This window comes from Pseudonocardia lacus, from assembly GCF_018531445.1.
Classification (GTDB): domain Bacteria; phylum Actinomycetota; class Actinomycetes; order Mycobacteriales; family Pseudonocardiaceae; genus Pseudonocardia; species Pseudonocardia lacus.
The window spans coordinates 1-22,377 of record NZ_JAHDTH010000142.1 but is presented as its reverse complement, the minus strand read 5'-3'; the positions used below and the strand labels follow the sequence as shown (position 1 = coordinate 22,377).

21 protein-coding genes and 1 pseudogene are annotated in these 22,377 nt (G+C 74.9%); 18 read left to right on the top strand and 4 right to left on the bottom strand.

Features of this window, described 5'->3' with window-relative positions; all coding sequences use genetic code 11:
* A partial coding sequence (locus KIK08_RS26100) for a hypothetical protein (protein WP_214405895.1) occupies window positions 1-291 on the bottom strand: 291 nt, incomplete at its 3' end.
* Between the two features lie 434 nt (window positions 292-725).
* On the opposite strand from KIK08_RS26100, the gene KIK08_RS26095 reads away from it, so the two are divergent.
* Genes KIK08_RS26095 through aroQ form a run of 3 tightly spaced genes read left to right on the top strand, consistent with a single transcriptional unit; the run spans window position 726 to window position 2,952 of the window.
* Window positions 726-1,388: a shikimate kinase gene (locus KIK08_RS26095; RefSeq protein WP_214405894.1), complete on the top strand. Its 663-nt coding sequence runs from the start codon at window positions 726-728 to the stop codon at window positions 1,386-1,388.
* 32 nt (window positions 1,389-1,420) lie between these two features.
* A complete protein-coding gene (gene aroB / locus KIK08_RS26090; protein ID WP_408004723.1) occupies window positions 1,421-2,503 on the top strand; it encodes a 3-dehydroquinate synthase in 1,083 nt (360 codons plus the stop codon).
* The gene (gene aroQ, locus KIK08_RS26085) at window positions 2,500-2,952 is read left to right on the top strand and encodes a type II 3-dehydroquinate dehydratase (RefSeq protein WP_214405893.1); all 453 of its coding nucleotides are present in this window, start codon (window positions 2,500-2,502) and stop codon (window positions 2,950-2,952) included. Before aroB ends, aroQ begins: the two co-directional genes overlap by 4 nt.
* A gap of 41 nt (window positions 2,953-2,993) precedes the next feature.
* Here aroQ and KIK08_RS26080 read toward each other — a convergent pair whose 3' ends face one another.
* Window positions 2,994-3,296: a DUF6458 family protein gene (locus tag KIK08_RS26080; RefSeq protein ID WP_214405892.1), complete on the bottom strand. Its 303-nt coding sequence runs from the start codon at window positions 3,294-3,296 to the stop codon at window positions 2,994-2,996.
* A 90-nt stretch (window positions 3,297-3,386) separates the two neighbouring features.
* On the opposite strand from KIK08_RS26080, the gene KIK08_RS26075 reads away from it, so the two are divergent.
* The 3 genes from KIK08_RS26075 to nusB all read left to right on the top strand — a co-directional run bounded on the left by KIK08_RS26075 (window position 3,387) and on the right by nusB (window position 5,640).
* The gene (locus KIK08_RS26075; protein ID WP_214405891.1) at window positions 3,387-4,472 is read left to right on the top strand and encodes a M24 family metallopeptidase; all 1,086 of its coding nucleotides are present in this window, start codon (window positions 3,387-3,389) and stop codon (window positions 4,470-4,472) included.
* Window positions 4,473-4,654: 182 nt separating this feature from the next.
* On the top strand, window positions 4,655-5,218 hold the full coding sequence (gene efp / locus KIK08_RS26070) for an elongation factor P (RefSeq protein ID WP_214405890.1): 564 nt from the start codon (window positions 4,655-4,657) through the stop codon (window positions 5,216-5,218).
* Window positions 5,218-5,640, top strand: coding sequence for a transcription antitermination factor NusB (nusB, locus tag KIK08_RS26065; protein ID WP_214405889.1), 423 nt, complete (start codon window positions 5,218-5,220; stop codon window positions 5,638-5,640). The genes efp and nusB overlap by 1 nt, the downstream gene beginning before the upstream one ends.
* A gap of 135 nt (window positions 5,641-5,775) precedes the next feature.
* Here the strand turns inward: nusB and bldD are convergent, their stop codons facing one another.
* On the bottom strand, window positions 5,776-6,258 hold the full coding sequence (gene bldD, locus KIK08_RS26060) for a transcriptional regulator BldD (RefSeq protein ID WP_214405888.1): 483 nt from the start codon (window positions 6,256-6,258) through the stop codon (window positions 5,776-5,778).
* Window positions 6,259-7,024: 766 nt separating this feature from the next.
* On the opposite strand from bldD, the gene pyrR reads away from it, so the two are divergent.
* The 10 genes and pseudogenes from pyrR to coaBC all read left to right on the top strand — a co-directional run bounded on the left by pyrR (window position 7,025) and on the right by coaBC (window position 18,712).
* Entirely contained in the window at window positions 7,025-7,633 is a 609-nt protein-coding gene (pyrR, locus tag KIK08_RS26055) for a bifunctional pyr operon transcriptional regulator/uracil phosphoribosyltransferase PyrR (protein WP_214405887.1), read from the top strand.
* Window positions 7,630-8,574, top strand: coding sequence for an aspartate carbamoyltransferase catalytic subunit (locus KIK08_RS26050; protein ID WP_214405886.1), 945 nt, complete (start codon window positions 7,630-7,632; stop codon window positions 8,572-8,574). The genes pyrR and KIK08_RS26050 overlap by 4 nt, the downstream gene beginning before the upstream one ends.
* A 31-nt stretch (window positions 8,575-8,605) precedes the next feature.
* A complete protein-coding gene (locus tag KIK08_RS26045) occupies window positions 8,606-9,961 on the top strand; it encodes a dihydroorotase (protein WP_214405885.1) in 1,356 nt (451 codons plus the stop codon).
* Window positions 9,958-11,073 (top strand): annotated as a pseudogene (gene carA / locus KIK08_RS26040) (glutamine-hydrolyzing carbamoyl-phosphate synthase small subunit); the annotation flags it as partial. The gene KIK08_RS26045 and the pseudogene carA, both read left to right, overlap by 4 nt.
* A 542-nt stretch (window positions 11,074-11,615) precedes the next feature.
* A complete protein-coding gene (gene carB / locus KIK08_RS26035) occupies window positions 11,616-14,930 on the top strand; it encodes a carbamoyl-phosphate synthase large subunit (protein WP_214405883.1) in 3,315 nt (1,104 codons plus the stop codon).
* On the top strand, window positions 14,927-15,769 hold the full coding sequence (pyrF, locus tag KIK08_RS26030) for an orotidine-5'-phosphate decarboxylase (RefSeq protein ID WP_214405882.1): 843 nt from the start codon (window positions 14,927-14,929) through the stop codon (window positions 15,767-15,769). The genes carB and pyrF overlap by 4 nt, the downstream gene beginning before the upstream one ends.
* Before the next feature lie 441 nt (window positions 15,770-16,210).
* A complete protein-coding gene (gene mihF, locus KIK08_RS26025) occupies window positions 16,211-16,525 on the top strand; it encodes an integration host factor, actinobacterial type (protein ID WP_142101581.1) in 315 nt (104 codons plus the stop codon).
* Between the two features lie 10 nt (window positions 16,526-16,535).
* The gene (gene gmk / locus KIK08_RS26020) at window positions 16,536-17,177 is read left to right on the top strand and encodes a guanylate kinase (RefSeq protein WP_308257894.1); all 642 of its coding nucleotides are present in this window, start codon (window positions 16,536-16,538) and stop codon (window positions 17,175-17,177) included.
* Window positions 17,178-17,179: 2 nt separating this feature from the next.
* A complete protein-coding gene (gene rpoZ / locus KIK08_RS26015; RefSeq protein WP_214405896.1) occupies window positions 17,180-17,452 on the top strand; it encodes a DNA-directed RNA polymerase subunit omega in 273 nt (90 codons plus the stop codon).
* Window positions 17,453-17,473: 21 nt separating this feature from the next.
* Window positions 17,474-18,712, top strand: a complete 1,239-nt coding sequence (gene coaBC / locus KIK08_RS26010) for a bifunctional phosphopantothenoylcysteine decarboxylase/phosphopantothenate--cysteine ligase CoaBC (protein WP_214405881.1) — start codon at window positions 17,474-17,476, stop codon at window positions 18,710-18,712.
* Window positions 18,713-19,015: 303 nt separating this feature from the next.
* Here the strand turns inward: coaBC and KIK08_RS26005 are convergent, their stop codons facing one another.
* Window positions 19,016-19,516, bottom strand: coding sequence for an SH3 domain-containing protein (locus tag KIK08_RS26005; RefSeq protein WP_214405880.1), 501 nt, complete (start codon window positions 19,514-19,516; stop codon window positions 19,016-19,018).
* Between the two features lie 199 nt (window positions 19,517-19,715).
* Here KIK08_RS26005 and metK point away from each other — a divergent pair, with 199 nt between their 5' ends.
* Entirely contained in the window at window positions 19,716-20,915 is a 1,200-nt protein-coding gene (gene metK, locus KIK08_RS26000; RefSeq protein WP_214405879.1) for a methionine adenosyltransferase, read from the top strand.
* A 93-nt stretch (window positions 20,916-21,008) separates the two neighbouring features.
* Window positions 21,009-22,377, top strand: a 1,369-nt coding sequence (locus tag KIK08_RS25995; protein WP_250557831.1) for a primosomal protein N' family DNA-binding protein, incomplete at its 3' end; no start/stop codon positions are given.

Below are 22,377 nucleotides of genomic sequence, written 5' to 3'. Positions count from 1 at the left end.
GGTGGCGGCGCGGAAGGCCTGGGCCCGGTCCGCGGCCCGCTCCGGGCGCACGACGCGCTCGGCGGGGTCGGCCGGGACCATGCCGCCCGGGTCGCCGGGCACGGTCGTCCGCTCGGTGGGACGGTCGGCGAGCCCGCCCGGCCCGCGATGCAGGGCCTGCCCGAGCCGGCTGGAGAACTCCGACGGGCCGCTGGGCTCGCCGGCCTGGTCCTCGGTGGCCGTGGGTGCGGAGAAGGCGGAGAACGGGGTGCCGTCGCCTGCGCCGCCGCGCTCGCGCAGCTGTGGCTCCATGTGGGCCTGCTGGCGGCGGCGGGGCAGGGGCAGCTGCTCGCGAGCGGGGGGCAGCGGATCCTCGGTGGATCGGGGTCCAGGGTCGAGGGGCTCGGGCCCGCGGATCACGAGGCACTCCTCACTGCCGTCCGGGTGTGGCTGGGGACCGTACTCGTCGGGGGCAGGTGGTGCTCGTCCCGTCCCCGGCGCGTCTCTCTGCGTTCGTCCTCCCGCGGCGCCGATCCGCCGCGGACCCCGTCCCCGGGAGCCCCGGCCGGGTGCCCGCCGGAGCCGAACGAACGATGCCCGACGGCTCGTTCCCCCGTACGCGGACAGTAGCCGATCGCCCGGACGGGCGGCACACGTCCCGCGCCGCGGATGCGCTGAGTGAGCCGGGCGCGTCGGCGGTCGGTCGGCCGCGGAGAGGAGCGGTAGCGATCAGTAGGGTGGGCGGTATGACGACCCCGATTCGGCCCGTGGTGGTGCTGGTCGGTCCCCCCGGCGCCGGAAAGACGACGGTCGGGCGGGTGCTGGCCCGCCGGCTCGGGGTGGGCTTCACCGACGTGGACGCCGTGATCGTGGAGCGGATCGGCAAGCCGATCGCCGACATGTTCGTGGAGGAGGGCGAGCCCGCCTTCCGCGAGCTGGAGCGGGAGGTGGTGGCCGAGGCGCTGGCGGGCGTGGACGGCGTACTCGCGCTCGGTGGCGGGTCGGTGCTCGACGAGGGCACCCGCCGGGCGCTGCGCGGGCACCGCGTCGTGCACCTCGCCGTCGGCCTGGCCGACGGCCTGCGCCGCACCGGCATGTCCACCGCGCGCCCGCTGCTGGCCGGGGTCAACCCGCGGGCGACGTTCCGGGCGCTGCTGGAGGCCAGGGCGCCGCTGTACCGCGAGGTGGCCACGGTCGAGGTCGACACGACGCGCCGCAACACCAGCCAGGTCGCCCGCGCGGTCCTGGAGGCGATCGGGGAGAGCCCGGTCGCCCCCGACGACCAGCCCGACGAGGGCGTCGGTGGTCACGAGGAGGCGGTCGCCCCGGAGCAGGCCCACGAGCACGCCCATGACCTGGGCATGCCCGCCATGGTCCCCGGCGCCGACCCCGCCCGGGGCGAGCGGTGAGCGGCCCGGCGGTGGGTGCGGTCGACGGCGCGGTGACCATCGAGGTGGCCTCCGGCCGGCCCTACCCGGTGCGGATCGGGCGGGGCGTGCGCGCGGAGCTCACCCGGACGGTGGTCGAGCTCGGCGCCGGCAAGGCCCTGCTGGTGCACCAGCCGCGGCTGGCCGACGTGGCCGAGGCGGCCCGCGCCGAGCTGGTGGCCGCCGGGGTCGACGCGCACCGCGCCGAGGTCCCCGACGCCGAGGACGGCAAGGCGCTGGGCGTGGCCGGGTTCTGCTGGGAGGTCTGCGGCCGCATCGGGCTGACCCGCCAGGACGTCGTGGTGTCGCTGGGCGGGGGCGCGGCCACCGACCTGGCCGGGTTCGTGGCCGCGACCTGGATGCGCGGCGTGCGGGTGGTGCACGTCCCGACCACGCTGCTGGCCATGGTCGACGCCGCCGTCGGCGGCAAGACCGGGATCAACACCGCGGCGGGCAAGAACCTGGTGGGCGCGTTCCACGAGCCGTCGGCCGTGCTGGTCGACCTGGCCGTGCTGGACACGCTGCCGGCCGCCGAGCTGGTCGCCGGGAGCGCGGAGATCGTCAAGACCGGCTTCATCGCCGACCCGGTCATCCTCGAACTGATCGAGGCCGACCCGGCCGCCGCGCTCGACCCGGCGGGGCCGGTGCTGGGCGAGCTCGTGCGCCGCTCGATCCGGGTCAAGGCCGACGTGGTCGCGGCCGACCTGCGCGAGTCGCACCTGCGGGAGATCCTGAACTACGGCCACACCCTCGCGCACGCCATCGAGCGGCGCGAGGACTACCGCTGGCGCCACGGCGCGGCGGTGAGCGTGGGGCTGGTCTTCGCCGCGGAGCTGGCGCACGCCGCCGGCCGACTCGACGCGGCCACGACGATGCGCCACCGCGACGTGCTGGCCTCGCTGGGGCTCCCGGTCGGCTACGCCCCGGACGCGTTCGGGGAGCTGCTGGAGTCGATGCGGGGGGACAAGAAGACCCGCGCCGGCACCCTGCGCTTCGTGGTGCTCGACGGGCTGGCCGACCCGGGCCGGCTGGAGGGCCCGGACCCCGCGCTGCTCGAACGCGCCTACGCCGCGGTCGCCACCGGGCCGGTCGGATGAGCGCGCCGCGGGCGCTCGTGCTCAACGGCCCCAACCTGGGCCGGCTGGGCCGTCGGGAGCCGGCCGTCTACGGGGCGACCACCCACGCCGACCTGGTCGCCCTCTGCGAGCGCACCGGCGACGAGCTCGGGCTGCGCGTCGAGGTCCGCCAGACCGACCACGAGGGCGAGATGATCGGCTGGCTGCACGAGGCCGCCGACGCGGCGCTGCCGGTCGTGCTGAACGCGGGCGGGTGGACGCACACCTCGGTGGCCCTGCGCGACGCCTGCGCCCAGCGCACGGCGGCGCTGGTCGAGGTGCACATCAGCAACGTCCACACCCGCGAGGAGTTCCGCCACCACTCCTACATCTCCGCGGTGGCCAGCGGGGTCGTCGTCGGGTTGGGGGTGTCCGGCTACGCGCTGGCCCTGCGCTGGGTGGCCGAGCAGCTCCGGGCGGACCCGGCCTGACCGGGTCGGGCCGGGTCCGGGTCAGGCCGGTCCAAATCGGGTCAGTACTGCTCGCGGCGCTCGACGCGCTGCGGCGGGTACTCGTCGCGCGCGACGGGCTGCTCGCGCAGGGTGGGCTCACGCACGACCCGCTGCTCGCGCACGGTCGGCTCGCGCACCACCGGCTGCTCCACGACGGGGCGGCCGCGGCGCGCCATCGCCAGGCTGACCAGCAGGCCGACCACGCCGGCGATGGCGAGGATCCAGCCGACCAGTGACAGGTCGACACCGCTGATGTCGAAGTCGACGGCCAGCGCGAGGACCAACCCCACGGCGATCAGGCCGATGCTCGATCCGATTCTCATGCCGACGACTACCCGGACGGGGCTCGTCGAACACATGCGGCGACACGGCGGGGACGGCGACCGGGGGGTCGGTGGCCGTACGGTGAGGGGATGTTCGCGACTCGCCGTGCGGCCCTGCGTCGAGCCCTGGAGCCGGCGGGCGTCGACGCCCTGTTGGTCACCGACCTGGTCAACGTCCGCTACCTGACCGGCTTCACCGGCTCCAACGCCGCGCTGCTGGTGCACGCGGACGGCGACGGGAGCAGCCGGTTCTGCACCGACGGGCGCTACCGGGAGCAGTCCGCGGTCGAGGTGCCCGACCTGCGGCGCCTGGAGGACCGCGGGTGCGCGCTGCGGCTCGCCGCGGACGCCGCGGGCTGCGGGGTGGACCGGCTGGGCTTCGAGTCCGACGCGGTCACCGTGGACGCCCACTCCGCGCTGGTCGAGGCCGCGGGCCCGGTGCGCCTGCACCGCGCGCCCGGGCTGGTGCAGCGGCTCCGCGCGGTCAAGGACGAGGCGGAGGTCGCCGCGCTGCGGGCCGCGTGCGCCGCCGCGGACGCCGCCCTGGCCGACCTCATCGGCGCGGGCGGCCTCGCGCCGGGGCGCACGGAGGTCGAGGTCGCCCTCGACCTGGAGAACCGCATGCGCGGGCACGGCGCGCAGGGACCATCGTTCGACACCATCATCGCCACCGGGGCGAACTCCGCGGTGCCGCACCACCGCCCGACCACGGCGGTGCTGGCCGCGGGCGACCTGCTCAAGCTCGACTTCGGTGCACTGGTCGGGGGCTACCACTCGGACATGACGCGCACCGTGGTGCTCGGCCGGGCCGCCGACTGGCAGCGCGAGGTCTACGCGCTGGTGGCGCGGGCCCAGGCCGCCGGGACGGCGGCGCTGGCGCCGGGCGTGGCCGTGTCGGCGGTGGACGAGGCCGCCCGGTCGGTCGTGCGCGACGCGGGTCGGGCCGAGCAGTTCCTGCACGGCCTGGGCCACGGGGTCGGCCTGCAGATCCACGAGGCGCCCGCGCTGGCCGCGAGCGGCACCGGCACCCTGGCCGCGGGGATGGCGCTGACCGTCGAGCCGGGGGTCTACCTGCCCGGGCGCGGCGGCGTGCGGATCGAGGACACCCTGGTGGTCACCGACGCCGGCCCCCCCGACCTGCTCACGCTGACCACCAAGGAGCTCGTCGAGGTCTGATCGCGTCCGCCCGCGCCGGGCGGCGCGGCCCGCGGGCGCCGAGGCGGTACCCTGGAGCACGGACGAGCGCGCCGCCGCGGCGCCGCTCACGAACACACCCGGCGCCCACCGAGCCACCGGCACCGCGTTGCCGGAGGTCGGCCGACCCCCGCGCCCCGGACAGACCCAGGAGACACCCGCACGTGGCCACCACGAACGACCTGAAGAACGGCTTGGTGCTGAACCTCGACGGCCAGCTGTGGTCGGTCACCGCGTTCCAGCACGTCAAGCCGGGCAAGGGCGGCGCATTCGTGCGCACGACGCTGAAGAACGTGATGACCGGGAAGGTCGTCGACAAGACCTTCAACGCCGGCACCAAGGTCGACACCGCCACCGTCGACCGCCGCGACATGACCTACCTCTACCGCGACGGCACCGACTTCGTCTTCATGGACGGCGACACCTACGACCAGATCCCGATCCCGGCGCAGACCGTCGGATCGGCCGCGGACTACCTGCTGGAGAACCAGACCGCGATGGTGTCGCTGCACGACGGGGTGCCGCTCTACATCGAGCTGCCCGCCTCGGTCGAGCTCGTCGTCTCGCACACCGACCCCGGCCTGCAGGGCGACCGCTCCACCGGCGGCACCAAGCCGGCCACGCTGGAGACCGGGGCCGAGGTCCAGGTCCCGCTGTTCCTGACCACCGGCGAGAAGATCAAGGTCGACACCCGGGACGGCCGCTACCTGGGCCGCGTCTCCAGCTGATGCTCAGAGCCCGGACGAAGGCCCGGAAACGGGCCCTCGACATCCTCTTCGAGTCCGAGGCCCGCGGCGAGGACCCGCTGGCGGTGCTCGAGCAGCGGCGCTCCACGGACGACGCCCCGCCGGTGTCGGACTACGCGGCGCTGCTGGTGCGGGGCGTGGTGGAGCACCGGGAGCGGATCGACCAGCTGCTCGCCGAGCACGCGGAGGGCTGGACTGTCGCCCGGATGCCCGCGGTCGACCGCACCCTGCTGCGGATCGGCGTGCTGGAGCTGCTGTGGGTCGACGAGATCGACGACCCGGTGGCCATCACCGAGGCGGTGGAGCTGGCCCGGTCGCTGTCCACGGACGACAGCCCGCGCTACCTCAACGGCGTGCTCGGCCGGATCTCCGACATCGCGGAGCACCTGCGCGCCACCCGCTGACCGGCGGGCGTGACGCACGCCGCTGCGGCTCCCGATCCGTGGTGATCCGGGTGGTGATCCGTGGCGATCCCCCCGATCGGGGCCCGTCCTTCGGGTCAGGCCGGTCCGCGACCACCGCGGACCGGCCCTGCCGGCTCAGCCCGCCGGCCGGGCCTCGGGAGGCAGCACGCCCCAGTTGATGAGCTGGTCGGTCAGCTCGCCCGGGGTCATGTCGTAGATGATCGACAGGGACCGCAGGTCCTCGGCGCGGATGCTGAGGACCTTGCCGTTGTAGTCGCCGCGCTGGCTCTGGATGGCCGCCGCGTAGCGGGCCAGCGGGCCCACCTTGTCCGCCGGTAGCTGTTGCAGGCGCTCCAGGTTGATCACGATCTTGGTGGCCGGCTCGGAACCCGACGGGACGCGACCCTCCGGCAGCAGTTCGGCCACCGGGACGCCGTAGAAGTCGGCGAGCTCGGCGAGCTTCTGCACCGTGACGGCGCGGTCGCCGCGCTCGTAGGAGCCCACGACGACCGCCTTCCAGCGGCCGCCCGACTTCTGCTCGACACCGTGCAGCGACAAACCCTGCTGCTGCCGGATGGCGCGGAGCTTTCCGCCGAGCGCCTTGGCGTAGTCGCCCATGTGGCGATCTCCTCACTTGCGTCCTGTCGGTCGAGGACCGACCTCATGCATCGGTACTGCGGTGTGCCCGGGTCGTGCCGTGTTCGCCAACCGCATCGGTTCGTACTGGTGGTGGGTGGCGCGGCGGCTGGGTTGTTCGGGTGGTCGTCGGGTGGTTCCGGCGGCCCGCGTCGGGCCGCCTGGTCGATTCGTACTAGTTCGTACAACTTCGTACAGCATCTGTACTACATCAGTGCGATCTCAATGACGCTTCGGTACCACTGTCACCCCCGTTGGGTCCCCTCCGCGGCCGGACCTGTGGTGCGATCGGTCCGACGGCGCGAACGGGGCCGGGAGTGCTCAGGGCCCGGGCGTGTCGATTGCTCGCCGACGCCGGTCCCGCACCGTCACCGACTCGGGGGGCGAGCCGGTTCCGATACGGAGAGTAATCTTGCGCTTGCTCTGCCATTCGGTCAAGTCGCCCCCGTCCCTAGATCACTCGAACGGCTGATCGACACTGTCCGGTCAGGCGTTACGTCGTGCAGGTGAGAGCCTTGCGATCGATGATGGTATGCGCGGTGGGGCACCTGGGGTACGAGTGGGGGGCGCCGATGTTCGACGCGGTGTGACATCCGCGATGGATGGCGGCGGACGGTGGGGGGCTCGCTGATAGCGTCGCGGCGACGGCGTGTCGTCCCCCGCCGCCAGGCGGGGACCGCGCCGTGCCGATCTCGGTCGGCGACATTCCTTTAAGGGCCCGTCCCGTGAGGCGGGGAAGGAGCGACTCGTGGCGGACGACCGCCGCGGGGGCGTGACCGGCGCGAGCCCTCCCGATCGGGAGTTGCTCAGCGCGGCCGACGTCGCCCGCACCATCGCGCGCATGGCGCACCAGATCATCGAGAAGACCGCGGGGGCGGACGGCGTCGTGCTGATCGGCGTGCCGACCCGCGGCACCGTGCTGGCCACCCGCCTCGCCGCGGCCATCGGCGGGTTCGGGGGCACGACCCCCGCCGTCGGGTCGGTCGACCCGACGCTCTACCGCGACGACCTGCGCCGCCGCCCGGCCCGCCCGCTGGCCGGCACCACGGTGCCCGAGGTCGGCCTGGACGACGCGCTGGTCGTGCTGGTCGACGACGTGCTCATGTCCGGGCGCACGGTGCGCGCCGCGCTCGACGCCCTCGGCGACCACGGCCGCCCGCGCGCCGTCCAGCTCGCCGTGCTGGTCGACCGCGGGCACCGCGAACTGCCGATCCGGGCCGACTACGTCGGCAAGAACGTGCCCAGCGCCCGCGACGAGCAGGTGCTGGTGCTGTTGGGGGAGACCGACGGCCGCGACGCGGTGCTGCTGCGCCGCGGGGCGGGCGGCCCGCGCACGGACGAGGGGGGTGCGCGGTGAGGCACCTGCTGTCGGTCACCGACCTGGACGCCACTGCGGCGACCGGTCTGCTGGACACCTCCGACCGCCTCAAGCAGGCGCTGCTGGGCCGCGAGGTCCGCAAGCTGCCCACCCTGCGCGGCCGCACGGTGATCACGATGTTCTACGAGAACTCCACCCGCACCCGGGTCTCGTTCGAGATCGCCGGCAAGTGGATGAGCGCGGACACCGTGAACGTGAGCGCGTCGGGGTCGTCCGTGTCGAAGGGGGAGTCGCTGCGCGACACGGCGCTCACCCTCTCGGCGATGGGTGCCGACTGCGTGGTCGTGCGGCACCCGGCCTCGGGGGCGGCGCACCGACTGGCGGCCTGGATCGACCGCGATTCTGCGGCGACCGGCACCCACACGGCGATCGTCAACGCCGGCGACGGCACCCACGAGCACCCGACCCAGGCGCTGCTGGACGCGGCGACCCTGCGCGAACGGCTCGGGTCGATCGCCGGGCGGCGGATCGGCATCGTCGGCGACGTGCTGCACAGCCGCGTCGCCCGGTCGAACGTGTTCCTGCTGGCCACGCTGGGCGCCGACGTCGTGCTGGTGGCCCCGCCCACGCTGCTGCCGGTCGGCGTGCGGCAGTGGCCGTGCCGGGTCGGTTCCGACCTGGACGCCGAGCTGCCCGCGCTGGACGCGGTGATGATGCTGCGGGTCCAGGCCGAACGGATGCACGGGTCGTTCTTCCCCTCGGCGCGCGAGTACGCGATCGGCTACGGCCTGTCGACCGCGCGCGCCGCGCTGCTGCCCGAACACGCCGTCGTGCTGCACCCCGGCCCGATGGTCCGCGGCATGGAGATCGCCCCCGAGGTGGCCGACGGGCCGCGCTCCGCGGTGCTGGCCCAGGTGTCCAACGGCGTGCACATCCGGATGGCCGTGCTGTACCACCTGCTCGCCGGGGCCCAGCAGTGAGGGCCGCGCGACCGACAACCCGGAGGAGCCGGTGAACGGAACGGCGAACGACCTGCTGATCGTCGGCGTGCGCCCGTACGGCGAGGACCCGGTGGACCTGCTGGTCCGCGACGGCGTCGTGGCCGAGATGGGTCCCGGGGTGGCCGAGCGCCATGGCCGGGACGCCGACGGGGGTGCCATCGACATGGTGCGCCTGGACGCCGACGGGCTGGTGCTGCTGCCCGGCTTCGTCGACCTGCACACCCACCTTCGCGAGCCGGGGGGCGAGGAGTCCGAGACCATCGAGACGGGTTCGGCCGCGGCCGCCCTCGGCGGCTACACCGCCGTCTTCGCGATGCCCAACACCGACCCGGTGGCCGACTCGGCGGTCGTGGTCGAGTACGTGCGCCGCCGCGGCGAGGAGGTCGGGCTGGTCGACGTGCACCCCGTGGGCGCGGTGACCGTCGGCCTGGAGGGCGCGAAGCTCGCCGAGCTGGGCACCATGGCCCGCTCGGCCGCGCAGGTGCGCGTGTTCAGCGACGACGGCCGCTGCGTGAACGACCCGCTGGTCATGCGGCGGGCGCTGGAGTACGCCTCGGCGCTGGGGGTGGTGATCGCCCAGCACGCCGAGGACCACCGGCTCACCGCGGGCGCGCAGGCGCACGACGGCGTCGTGGCCTCCCGGCTGGGGCTGGCCGGCTGGCCGGCCACCGCCGAGGAGACCGTGGTCGCGCGCGACTGCGCGCTCGCCCGCGAGGCCGGCGCGGCGCTGCACGTGTGCCACGTGTCCTCGGCCCGCACGCTGGCCGTGCTGCGCGCGGCCAAGGCCGACGGCGTGCGGGTGAGCGCCGAGGTCACGCCGCACCACCTGCTGCTCACCGACACCGTCCTGAGCGGCTACGACCCGGTGCACAAGGTCAACCCGCCACTGCGCACCGCGGAGGACGGCGCGGCGCTGCGCGCGGCGCTGGTCGACGGCACGATCGACGTCGTCGCGACCGACCACGCGCCGCACGCCGCCCAGTACAAGGACACCGAGTGGGCCGCGGCCCGGCCGGGCATGCTGGGCCTGCAGACGGCGTTGTCGGTGGTCGTGCACGCGCTGGTCGAGCCGGGCCTGCTGGACTGGCGCGGCGTGGCCCGGGTGCTCTCCGAGCGCCCGGCCGAGATCGCCGGGCTGCCCGACCAGGGTCGCCCCATCGCGGTCGGCGAACCCGCCACCTTCGCGCTGGTCGACCCGGACGGCGTGTGGACGGTGCGCGGGGCAACACTGGCCAGCCGGGCGGCGAACACTCCATACGAGGGCATGCGGCTGCCGGCGACGGTGGCCGCCACCGTGCTGCGCGGGCGGATCACCGCGCGGGACGGCAGGGTGGCCCGCCACGACGAAGGACAGGGGACCCCATGAGCGCCACGGGGAGCAGCGGAACGGCACTGCTGGTGCTGGAGGACGGGCGGATCTTCCGCGGCGAGGTCTTCGGGGCCACCGGCGCGGGGTTCGGGGAGGCGGTCTTCGCCACCGGCATGACCGGGTACCAGGAGACGCTCACCGACCCCTCCTACCACCGCCAGATCGTGGTGCAGACCGCGCCGCAGATCGGCAACACCGGCTGGAACGACGAGGACGACGAGTCGGTGCGCATCCAGGTGGCCGGCTACGTGGTGCGCGACCCGTCGCGGATCGCCTCGAACTGGCGCTCGCGCCGCTCGCTGGACGACGCGCTGCGCGAGCACGGTGTCGTCGGGGTGGCCGGGATCGACACCCGGGCGCTGGTGCGCCACCTGCGCGAGCGCGGGGCCATGCGGGCCGGGGTGTTCTCCGGCGACGCGCTGGACGAGGACGCCCGGCTGGTCGAGCGGGTGCGGGAGTCGCCGCAGATGGCGGGCTCGGACCTGTACGGCGCGGTGACCACGGCGGAGCCGTACGTCGTACACGCGACCGTGGCGAAGCGGTTCACGGTGGCCGCGGTCGACCTGGGGATCAAGTCGAACACCCCGCGGATGCTGGCCGCGCGCGGCATCGAGACCCACGTGCTGCCCGCCGGCGCGACGATCGAGCAGATCGAGGAGCTCGGCGCGGACGGTGTGTTCCTGTCCAACGGGCCGGGCGACCCGGCCACCGCCGACGACCCGGTGGCGCTGACCCGGCAGGTGCTGGAGCGGCGGATCCCGCTGTTCGGGATCTGCTTCGGCAACCAGATCCTGGGCCGCGCGCTGGGCCGGGGGACCTACAAGATGCGCTACGGGCACCGGGGCATCAACATCCCGGTCATCGAGCACGAGACCGGGCGGGTGGCGATCACGTCGCAGAACCACGGCTTCGCGGTGGTCGGCGAGGCGGGTGAGCGCTTCGACACGCCCTTCGGCCCCGCGGTGATCACGCACACGTGCTCCAACGACGGCGCGGTGGAGGGCATGCGGGCGCTGGAGGTGCCGGCGTTCAGCGTGCAGTACCACCCGGAGGCGGCGGCCGGCCCGCACGACGCCGCCGACCTGTTCGACCGGTTCGTGGACATGATGGGCGAGGCGACCGGCCGCGGCCGGCACCGGCTCTACGACCCGCCGCCCGGTGTGGCGCCGCCCGCGGAGCCCGCTCCGGAGCCGGACGCCGCGCACGACGAGGCGGTTGTCGAGCGCACCGTCGAGCAGCCCGTCGAGCGCGCCGTCCAACCCCCGGTCGAGCCCGCTGTCCCGGCCGCGGCCGAGCCGTTCGTCGAACCCCGCGCCGAGCCCTTCGCCGAGCCCTTCGTCGAGGCCCGCGTCGAGCCGGTCGTCGAGCCGGTCGCCGCGCGGGACGACTGGCCGGTCGAGCCCGTCCCGCCGCCGGCCGCGCAGCCGCCCGTGACGGCGCCCGATCCGGTGCCCGCCTCGGCGGAGACCACGCGGCCGATCCCGTTGGGCTCGCTGCGGCCCGCGCCGCAGGCCGGCCCCGCCGACCAGCCCGCGAACGAGGACGCCCGCGCGGAGGGCGCCTGGTTCACCATCCCGGGCGAGGACGACCCGCCCGAGGGCGCGCACCCCGGCGCCGACCGCCCCGAGACCACGGACGGGGGGACGCGCTGATGCCGCGCCGCCAGGACATCCAGCACGTGATGGTGATCGGCTCCGGGCCGATCGTCATCGGCCAGGCCTGCGAGTTCGACTACTCCGGCACCCAGGCCTGCCGGGTGCTGCGGGCCGAGGGGATCCGCGTCTCGCTGGTCAACTCGAACCCCGCGACGATCATGACCGACCCGGAGTTCGCCGACGCCACCTACATCGAGCCCATCACCCCGGAGTTCGTCGAGCAGATCATCGCCGCCGAGCGCCCGGACGCGATCCTGGCCACCCTGGGCGGCCAGACGGCGCTGAACACGGCCGTCGCGCTGCACGAGAACGGCGTGCTGGAGCGCTACGGGGTCGAGCTGATCGGCGCCGACATCGACGCCATTCAGCGCGGCGAGGACCGGCTCAAGTTCAAGGAGATCGTCCAGTCGGTCGGCGGCGACGTGCCGCGCAGCGCCGTCTGCCACTCCATGGACGAGGTCCGCGCGGCCGTCGAGCTGCTCGGGCTGCCGGTGGTGATCCGCCCGTCGTTCACGATGGGCGGGCTGGGCTCGGGCATGGCCTTCGACGACGCCGACCTGGAGCGGCTGGCCGGCGGCGGGCTCGACGCCTCGCCGGTGCGCGAGGTGCTCATCGAGGAGTCGGTGCTCGGCTGGAAGGAGTACGAGCTGGAGCTGATGCGCGACCGCAACGACAACGTGGTCGTCGTCTGCTCCATCGAGAACCTCGACCCGATGGGCGTGCACACCGGCGACTCGATCACCGTGGCGCCGGCGATGACCCTGACCGACCGCGAGTACCAGCACATGCGCGACGTCGGCATCGCCGTGCTGCGCGCGGTGGGCGTCGACACCGGCGGCTGCAACATCCAGTTCGCGGTGCACCCCGACACCGGCCGGCTGGTCGTCATCGAGATGAACCCGCGCGTCTCGCGGTCGAGCGCGCTGGCCTCCAAGGCCACCGGCTTCCCGATCGCCAAGATCGCCGCGCGGCTGGCCGTGGGCTACACCCTCGACGAGATCCGCAACGACATCACCGGCGAGACCCCGGCCGCCTTCGAGCCGAGCCTGGACTACGTCGTGGTGAAGGTGCCGCGGTTCGCGTTCGAGAAGTTCCCCGGCGCCGACCCCGAGCTGACCACGACCATGAAGAGCGTCGGCGAGGCGATGGCGCTGGGGCGCTCGTTCCCGGAGGCGCTGAACAAGGCGCTGCGCTCGATGGAGACCACCGCGGCCGGGTTCTGGACCACGCCCGACCCCGACGACGCGGAGTGGACCGCCGAGGCCGCCCTGCGCACGCCCACCGAGTCGCGGATCTACGCCGTCGAGGGGGCGCTGCGCGGCGGGGCGGGCGTCGACGAGGTGGCGGTCGCCTCGGGGATCGACCCGTGGTTCCTCGACCAGATCGCCCAGCTCTGCGAGCTGCGCCGGGAGGTGGAGGACGCCCCGGTGCTCGACGCGGCGCTGCTGCGGCGGGCCAAGCGGGCCGGCCTGTCGGACCGCCAGCTGGCCGCCCTGCGCCCGGAGCTGGCCGGCGAGGACGGCGTGCGGACGCTGCGCCACCGGCTGGGCGTGCGCCCGGTCTACAAGACGGTGGACACGTGCGCGGCGGAGTTCGCCGCGCGGACGCCCTACCACTACAGCGCCTACGAGGCCGACCCCGACGCCGAGTCGGAGGTCGAGCCGCAGACCGCGCGCCCGAAGGTGCTCATCCTGGGGTCCGGGCCCAACCGGATCGGGCAGGGCATCGAGTTCGACTACTCGTGCGTGCACGCGGTGATGGCGCTGCGCGAGGCGGGGTTCGAGACCGTGATGGTCAACTGCAACCCGGAGACCGTCTCCACCGACTACGACACCGCGGACCGGCTCTACTTCGAGCCGCTGACCTTCGAGGACGTCCTGGAGGTGGTGCACTCCGAGCAGCGCTCGGGCACGGTGGCCGGGGTGATCGTGCAGCTGGGCGGGCAGACCCCGCTCGGGCTGGCCCAGCGGCTCACCGCGGCCGGCGTGCCGGTGGTGGGCACCAGCGCCGCCGCCATCGACCTGGCCGAGCACCGCGGCGCGTTCGGCGAGGTGCTGCGCACCGCCGGGCTGCCGGCGCCGGCGTTCGGCACCGCGGTGTCGTTCGAGCAGGCCCGCGAGATCGCCGAGCGGATCGGCTACCCGGTGCTCGTGCGGCCGTCGTACGTGCTCGGCGGGCGCGGCATGGAGATCGTGTACGACGAGGCGACGCTGGCCGCGTACATCGCCCGCTCGACCACGATCAGCCCGGACCGCCCGGTGCTGGTCGACCGGTTCCTCGACGACGCCGTGGAGATCGACGTCGACGCGCTCTGCGACGGCGAGGAGGTCTTCCTCGGCGGCGTCATGGAGCACATCGAGGAGGCCGGGGTGCACTCCGGCGATTCGTCGTGCACGCTGCCGCCGATCACCCTGGGTCGCGGCGTGATGGACGTGATCCGCTCGTCCACGGAGGCCATCGCGCGCGGGATCGGCGTGGTCGGGCTGCTCAACGTCCAGTACGCGCTGCACGGCGAGACGCTGTACGTGCTGGAGGCCAACCCGCGCGCCTCGCGCACGGTGCCGTTCGTGTCCAAGGCCACGGCGGTGCCGCTGGCCAAGGCCGCGGCCCGGATCATGCTCGGCGCCTCGATCCGCGACCTGCGCGCGGAGGGGCTGCTGCCCTCCGAGGGCGACGGCGGCGACCTGCCCCCGGACGCGCCGATCGCGGTGAAGGAGGCGGTGCTGCCGTTCAACCGGTTCCGCACCCGCGAGGGCAAGGGCGTCGACCCGCTGCTCGGCCCGGAGATGAAGTCCACCGGCGAGGTGATGGGCTTCGACGCCTCGTTCGGGGCGGCCTTCGCCAAGTCCCAGGCCGGCGCGTACGGCTCGCTGCCCACGTCGGGGCGGGTGTTCGTGTCGATGGCCGACCGCGACAAGCGGGCGATCATGTTCCCGGTGCTGCGGCTGGCCGACCTGGGCTTCGAGCTGCTGGCCACCGAGGGCACCGCGGACGTGCTGCGTCGCCACGGCGTGCCGGTGACGGTGGTGCGCAAGTACAGCGAGGGTGTGCGCGACGGGGGCGAGACGATCGTCGACCGGATCCTGGCCGGCGACGTCGACATGATCATCAACACCCCGTACGGCAACTCCGGGCCGCGGGTCGACGGCTACGAGATCCGCGCCGCGGCGGTGTCGCGTGGCGTGCCGTGCATCACCACTGTGCAGGGCGCCTCAGCCGCGGTGCAGGGCATCGAGGCGCTGGCCGCCGGCCGGATCGGGGTGCGGTCCCTGCAGGACGCGCACGCCGCCCTGCGCAAGGCCCGCCCGTGACCGCGACGACGCCGTTCGGGCAGCGGCTGGCCGCGGCCGTCGCCGCGCACGGCCCGTTGTGCGCCGGCATCGACCCGCACCCGTCGCTGCTGGCCGAGTGGGGCCTGACCGACGACCCCGACGGGCTCGACCGCTTCACCGCGGGCTGCGTCGAGGCGCTGGCCGGGCAGGTGGCGGTGGTCAAGCCCCAGTCGGCGTTCTTCGAGCGGCACGGCTCGCGGGGGATCGCGGTGCTGGAGCGGCTGCTGGCCGGGTTCGCCGGGTCGGGCACGCTCGCCCTGCTGGACGTGAAGCGGGGCGACATCGGCTCGACCATGGACGGCTACGCCGACGCCTACCTGGCCGTCGGCGCGCCGCTGGGCGCCGACGCGGTGACCCTCTCGCCGTACCTGGGGTTCGGCTCGCTGGAGCCGGCGCTGACCGCGGCGGCCGAGGCCGGCCGCGGGGTCTTCGTGCTGGCCCGCACGTCGAACCCGGAGGGCAGCGAGGTGCAGCAGGCCACCACGGGTGTCGGTGGCTCGGCGCGCAGCGTGGCGCAGGGGATCGTCGATGCCGCGGCCGAGCGCAACGCCGGCGCCGAGCCGCTGGGGGCGGTGGGCGTGGTCATCGGCGCGACCCACGACCACGGCCTCGACCTGTCGGCGCTGAACGGCCCGGTGCTCGCCCCCGGGGTGGGCGCCCAGGGCGCCGGCCCGGCCGAGATCACCGCGCGGTTCTTCGGGCTCGACGGCCTGGTGCTGCCGGCGGCGGCCCGCTCGCTGCTGGCCGCGGGGCCCGACCCGCGGGCGGTGCGCGCCGCGGCGCACCGCCTGCGCGACGCGCTCACCACCACCGTCTGACCGCGCGGGCCGGCACCGGGAAAGCGCAGCTCACCGCATCTCGATGATCAGTCGTCGATGCGCCCGGCGCCCGGTCGCGGGCACGGCGGCGACATCGCGTCGTCGTCGTGCCTTCCCGTCGCCGTCGCCCACTCGGTGCGCCCGGGTGCGGGCAGGCGCTTTGCGGGATGGTTTGTCCGATTCCCGGCTCGTTCGGGTTCACGTCGTCCAAGGAGCGGTCATCCACCTGCGGTGAGCGGCCGGGCGGGACGACCCGCGCAGCGGCGGGTCGTGGTATTTCACACTCGCGGGTGGGTCCGCCGGACGTTCCCACTGGTTGCACCCCCCGTTTCCGTTCCCGAACGGGGCGTGAGTACGTTCGATGGAACCGAGCGGCAGGTCCGCGAGGTGATATGACGGCCCTGGATCTCAGGCCGCACGAACCGAAAGACGGAGGAGACCGTGGCCCTTCCCCAGCTGACTGAGGAACAGCGTGCTGCCGCGTTGGAGAAGGCGGCTGCGGCGCGCCGTGCCCGGGCCGAGCTGAAGGACAGGCTCAAGCGCGGCGGGACCACGATCGGTGAGGTTCTCAAGCAGTCCGACACCGACGAGGTCCTGGGCAAGATGAAGGTGTCCGCGCTGCTGGAGGCGATGCCCGGGGTCGGGAAGGTCCGGGCCGCGCAGATCATGGAGCGGCTCGAGATCGCCCCGTCCCGGCGGCTCCGCGGGCTGGGCGACCGGCAGCGCAAGGCGCTGCTGGCCGACTTCGAGTCCTGAGAGCGCCATCGTGGTGAACGGCGTCGGACGGGGCCGGCTGGTCGTGCTGGCCGGCCCCTCCGGCGTCGGCAAGTCCAGCATCGTGGCCGAGTTGCGCTCCCGCCTCCCGGAGCTGTTCTTCAGCGTCTCGGCCACCACGCGCAACCCTCGCCGCGGCGAGGTGGAGGGGCGCGACTACCACTTCGTCGGCCCGGCCGGGTTCGACCGCCTGATCGAGCGCGGCGAGCTGCTGGAATGGGCCGAGATCCACGGCGGCCTGCAGCGTTCGGGCACGCCGCGCGAGCCCGTCGAGCGCGCGCTCGCCGAGGGCCGTCCGGTCCTGGTGGAGGTCGACCTCAACGGCGCCCGGGCCATCCGGGAGACCGTGCCAGAGGCCGTCACCGTGTTCGTCGAGCCGCCGTCGATCGCCGAGCTCGAGCGCCGGCTGCGCGGCCGCGGCACCGAGTCCGAGGAGCAGTACCAGCGCCGGCTGCGCACGGCCACCGAGGAGCTGGCCGCGCGTGACGAGTTCGACGTGGCGCTGGTGAACGACGACGTGCGGGCTGTCGCCGCGGCGTTGGTAGAGTTGTTGGTCGGACCGGGCGCCGTTGGATCAACACCCGCCGGGCAGGCGCCGGCCGTCCGCACTTCCTCCCAGGAGTCTTCTACGTGAGCATGCCGCTGACCGGTGCCGTGACCGGAACCGTCCCCGAGGGCATCACCAACCCGCCGATCGACGACCTGCTCGGCCAGGTCAGCTCGAAGTACGCGCTGGTGATCTACGCCGCCAAGCGGGCCCGCCAGATCAACGACTACTACTCCCAGCTCGGCGAGGGCCTGCTGGAGTACGTCGGCCCGCTCGTCGAGCCGGGCCCGCGCGAGAAGCCGCTGTCGATCGCCATGCGCGAGATCCAGGCCGGCCTGCTCGAGCACACCGAGGGCGAGTAGGCACGCCGTCCGCGGTCCGCGATGACCGATCCCGACCGCCGGCCGAACGTCCTGCTGGGCGTGGCCGGCGGCATCGCCGCGTACAAGAGCGCCGAGCTGCTGCGCAGGTTCACCGAGACGGGCCACGCGGTCCGGGTGCTGCCCACCGCGGCCGCGCTGGAGTTCGTCGGCGCGGCGACCTTCGAGGCGCTGTCCGGCCAGCCGGTCGCGACGGGCGTGTTCGCCGACGTCCCGGCGGTGCAGCACGTGCGCCTCGGCCAGCAGGCCGACCTCGTCGTGGTCGCCCCGGCCACGGCCGACCTGATGGCCCGCGCCGCCCACGGCCGGGCCGACGACCTGCTCACCGCGTCGTTGCTCACCGCCCGCTGCCCGGTGCTCTTCGCGCCGGCGATGCACACCGAGATGTGGGAGCACCCGGCCACCCGCGACAACGTCGCCCTGCTGCGCTCGCGCGGGGTCGTCGTGCTGGAGCCCGCCTCGGGCCGGCTCACCGGCAGGGACACCGGCCCCGGCCGGCTGCCCGACCCGGCCGAGATCGCCGAGCTGGCCCGGCTGCTGCTGGAGCGGCCCGACGCCCTGCCCCACGACCTCGCCGGCCGCCGGGTCGTGGTGTCGGCGGGCGGCACCCGCGAGGCGCTGGACCCGGTCCGCTACCTGGGCAACCGGTCCTCCGGCCGGCAGGGCTACGCGCTGGCCCGGGTCGCCGCCCAGCGCGGCGCGCGGGTCACGCTGGTGGCCGCGCACACGGCCGACCTGGGCGACCCGGCCGCGGTCGAGGTGGTGCGGGTCGGATCGGCCCTGCAACTGCAGGAGGCCATGCACGCCGCGGTGCGCGGCGCCGACGCGGTGGTGATGGCCGCGGCCGTGGCCGACTTCCGGCCCGTCGCGCACGCCGCCAACAAGATCAAGAAGGGCGCGACCGACCCGCCCCCGCTGCCCCTGACGACCAACCCCGACATCCTCGTCGAGCTTGTCGGGCGCCGCGAACCCGGCCAGGTGGTGGTCGGGTTCGCCGCCGAGACCGGCGACGAGTCCGGCGACCCGCTGCACCACGGGCGGGCCAAGCTCGCCCGCAAGGGCTGCGACCTGCTCGTGGTCAACGCGGTGGGCGACGGGCGGGCCTTCGAGGTCGCCGACAACGCCGGCTGGCTGCTGGCCGCCGACGGCGGCGGCGAGACCGAGCTGCCCACCGGCTCCAAGGCGCTGCTGGCCTCGCGAGTCTGGGACGCCGTGGCGTCCCGCCTGCGGCCGCGGTCCTGATCAGCGGGACGTCGCAGCGCTGCCCTGGACGTCGCAGCGGTTGGCGAGTCATCGCAAGCGCTAGCGGGAGACTCGCAGCGCAGGCGGGGATGTCGCAGCGCGCCGGCGGGCTGCGAGCCCACATCTGGTGCTGCGAGGGCGCCGGTTGGGGTGGTGTCGCAGCGCAGGCGGGGGACGTCGCAGCGCAGGCGGGGATGTCGCAGCGCGCCGGCGGGCTGCGAGCACACACCAGGTGCTGCGAGCACACCGCCGGCCTGGCCCGGTGGGCGCGCTACGCGCGCCCCGGGTTCGCGCCTTCGGCGCTCACCGAAGTGTCGGCTGCCAGCGCTGGAAGCGCGGGCCGCCGAGCGCGCCCTCGGCGAAGCCGTCCGCACTGTCGATGCCGTCCCCGCCGTCGGGGCCGCCGATCTGGCTCTCGTCGGTCGTCGTGCGCGTGACGCCGTCCTCGACGACGTGCTGGGTCGGCTCGGTCACCGCGGTGCCGGCGTCCCCGTCGACGGCCACGTAGCGGGCGGCCGACCACCCGCCGAGCCCGGGCAGCTCCACGAACCCGTTGCGCCGCTCACCCACCTCGACCGCCGTCCCGGCCGCGCACAGCCCGACGACTTCGGCCGTCGGCTCCGGCTCGGCCCGGACGTGCACGTCGGCGGTGCAGCGCCCCGGCACCGCCGCGGTCGCCGTGCCCGCGGTGCCGGCCAGCGCGACCGCGGCCGCGGTGACCAGCAGCAGCGCGGCGGTGGCGACCGTGCGGGCCGGCCCGGTGGGCAGCGACGTGGGCAGCGGGACGATCGATCGGATCGGCATCCTCGGCGTTCCTCCGGTGGCGACGTGGGTACCAGGAGCAACGAGCCCGCACGCGGCGGGTTCGGGCGCCGCACCCCCGTTCACCGGATGGGCTGACGGTGCGGACCGCCCGTGGGCGGGCCGCCCGCACGGGGCGACTACCCTCGCACGCGAATCGGTCCATGTGGTTGGCCCGGAAATCAGAGCGGACGGAGATGGTGTGAGCACAGGCCGGCGGTTGTTCACCAGCGAGTCGGTGACCGAAGGTCACCCGGACAAGATGTGCGACGCCATCAGCGACACGATCCTCGACGCGCTGCTGAGCGAGGACCCGCGCAGCCGGGTGGCGGTCGAGACCATGGTGACCACCGGCCAGGTGCACGTCGCCGGCGAGGTCACCACCAGCGCATACGCGGACATCCCCACCCTGGTGCGGGAGAAGGTCCTGGAGATCGGCTACGACTCGTCGGCGAAGGGCTTCGACGGCGCCTCCTGCGGCGTCAACGTGGCCATCGGCGCCCAGTCCGCCGACATCGCCCAGGGCGTGGACACGGCCTACGAGAGCCGGGTCGAGTCCAGCGAGGACGAGATCGCCCGGCAGGGCGCGGGCGACCAGGGCCTGATGTTCGGCTACGCGAACACCGACACCCCCGAGCTGCTGCCGCTGCCGATCGCGCTGGCCCACCGGCTGGCCCGCCGGCTCACCGAGGTCCGCAAGTCCGGCGTCCTGCCCTACCTGCGCCCGGACGGCAAGACCCAGGTCACCATCGAGTACGACGGCGACAAGGCCGTCCGGCTCGACACCGTGGTCGTCTCCAGCCAGCACGCCGCCGACATCGACCTCGACGGCCTGCTCGCCCCCGACATCCGCCAGCACGTGGTGGAGCCGGAGACCTCGGCGCTCGGCCTGGACGTCTCCGGGGTGCGGCTGCTGGTCAACCCGACCGGGCGGTTCGTCGTCGGCGGTCCGATGGGCGACGCCGGCCTGACCGGTCGCAAGATCATCGTCGACACCTACGGCGGGTTCGCCCGCCACGGCGGCGGCGCGTTCTCCGGCAAGGACCCGTCGAAGGTCGACCGCTCCGCCGCGTACGCGATGCGCTGGGTGGCCAAGAACGCGGTCGCCGCGGGCCTGGCCGACCGCATCGAGGTGCAGGTCGCCTATGCGATCGGCAAGGCCGCCCCGGTCGGGCTGTTCATCGAGACGTTCGGCACCGAGCACGTCGACCCGGCCCGCATCTCCGCGGCCATCGACGAGGTCTTCGACCTGCGCCCGGCCGCGATCATCCGCGACCTCGACCTGCTGCGCCCGATCTACGCCCAGACCGCGGCCTACGGGCACTTCGGTCGGGTGGACGTCGAGCTGCCCTGGGAGAGCACCGACCGCGCCGACGCGCTGAAGTCGGCCGCCGGGGCCTGATCCCCGGTACCACCGGCGCGACCGACGGCCCGGGGCCCCCTGCGCGGGCCCCGGGTCGTCGCGCTGTCGGGGGTGCCCGCGAGGATGGCCGCCATGACCGCAGGCCCCGCACCCCGCACCGCCGCCCGTCGCGGCGCGCAGAGCGGAGCGCGGCGCGGGGCGGCCAACCGGGGCCAGTGGGAGCCGGCCGCTGAGCTCCCGGTCGCCCGGATCGCCGTCGACGTGCCGCTCGCGCACCTCGACCGCCCCTTCGACTACCGGGTGCCCACCCACCTGGCCGACCAGGCCGTTCCCGGCGTGCGGGTGCGGGTGCGCTTCTCCGGCCGCGCGGTCGACGGCTACCTCCTGGAGCGCGTCGCCGAGTCCGCCCACGACGGCCGGCTGGCCTGGGTGGAGAAGGTCGTCTCCACCGAGCCGGTGCTGACCGCCGAGATCGCGGCGCTGTGCCGGTCGGTGGCCGACCGCTACGCCGGGGTCCTGGCCGACGTGCTGCGCATGGCGGTGCCGCCGCGGCACGCCAGGGTGGAGGGCGAGCAGCCCCGCGAGCGCGTCCTGGAGCCGGTGGTCCGGCCCGACAGCACCGGCTGGGTGCGCTACCCGCGCGGCCCGGCCCTGCTCGACGCGCTCGCCGGCGGGCGCGCGGCGCACGCGGTGTGGCAGCCGCTGCCGGGGGAGGACTGGGCCGCCCGGCTCGCCGAGGCCGCCGCGGCCACCGTGTCGGCCGGGCGCGGCGCCCTGCTGGTGGTGCCCGACCAGCGCGACGTCGACGTCCTGCACACCGCCTGCGCGGCGCTGGTCGGCCCCGACGCCGTCGTGGCGCTCACCGCGGAGGTGGGCCCGGCCGAGCGCTACCGGCGCTGGCTGGCCGTCCGGCGCGGGCAGGTGCCGCTCGTGGTGGGCACGCGCTCGGCGATGTTCGCCCCGGTGCCCCGGCTCGGCCTGCTCGCCGTCTGGGACGACGGCGACGACCTGCACGCCGAGCCGAGGGCCCCCTACCCGCAGGTGCGCGACGTGCTGGTGCTGCGCGCCCACGGCGAGGGGGCGGCCCTGCTGGTCGCCGGATTCGCCCGCACCGCGGAGGCGCACCTGCTGGTGCGGTCCGGGTGGGCCAGCGAGGTCGTCGCCGACCGCGCGGCCGTGCGCGCCGCCATGCCCCGGGTGCTGCCGATGGCCGACGACGAGATCCGCGCCCGCCACCCCGACGAGCCCGGCGCGCGCCTGCAGAACACCGCCTTCGACGCGGCGCGCACGGCGCTGGCCGCCGGTCGCCCGGTGCTGGTGCAGGTGCCCCGGGCCGGCTACCTGCCCTGGCTGGCCTGCGGGTCGTGCCGGGAGACGGCGCGCTGCCGGCACTGCGCCGGTCCGCTGGCGCTGACCGCCGACCCGACCGGGGGAGCGGGGCCGCCGCGCTGCCGGTGGTGCGGGCGCACCGAGGCCGCCTACCGCTGCGCGGGCTGCGGCT

Coding starts and splice junctions, on each gene's coding strand:
- carB (WP_214405883.1), top strand. CDS start 11,616: ATGCCGCGCCGCCAGGACATCCAGCACGTGATGGTGATCGGCTCCGGG.
- KIK08_RS26005 (WP_214405880.1), bottom strand. CDS start 19,516: ATGCCGATCCGATCGATCGTCCCGCTGCCCACGTCGCTGCCCACCGGG.
- nusB (WP_214405889.1), top strand. CDS start 5,218: ATGCTCAGAGCCCGGACGAAGGCCCGGAAACGGGCCCTCGACATCCTC.
- rpoZ (WP_214405896.1), top strand. CDS start 17,180: ATGCCGCTGACCGGTGCCGTGACCGGAACCGTCCCCGAGGGCATCACC.
- KIK08_RS26095 (WP_214405894.1), top strand. CDS start 726: ATGACGACCCCGATTCGGCCCGTGGTGGTGCTGGTCGGTCCCCCCGGC.
- coaBC (WP_214405881.1), top strand. CDS start 17,474: ATGACCGATCCCGACCGCCGGCCGAACGTCCTGCTGGGCGTGGCCGGC.
- aroQ (WP_214405893.1), top strand. CDS start 2,500: ATGAGCGCGCCGCGGGCGCTCGTGCTCAACGGCCCCAACCTGGGCCGG.
- KIK08_RS26080 (WP_214405892.1), bottom strand. CDS start 3,296: ATGAGAATCGGATCGAGCATCGGCCTGATCGCCGTGGGGTTGGTCCTC.
- KIK08_RS26075 (WP_214405891.1), top strand. CDS start 3,387: ATGTTCGCGACTCGCCGTGCGGCCCTGCGTCGAGCCCTGGAGCCGGCG.
- bldD (WP_214405888.1), bottom strand. CDS start 6,258: ATGGGCGACTACGCCAAGGCGCTCGGCGGAAAGCTCCGCGCCATCCGG.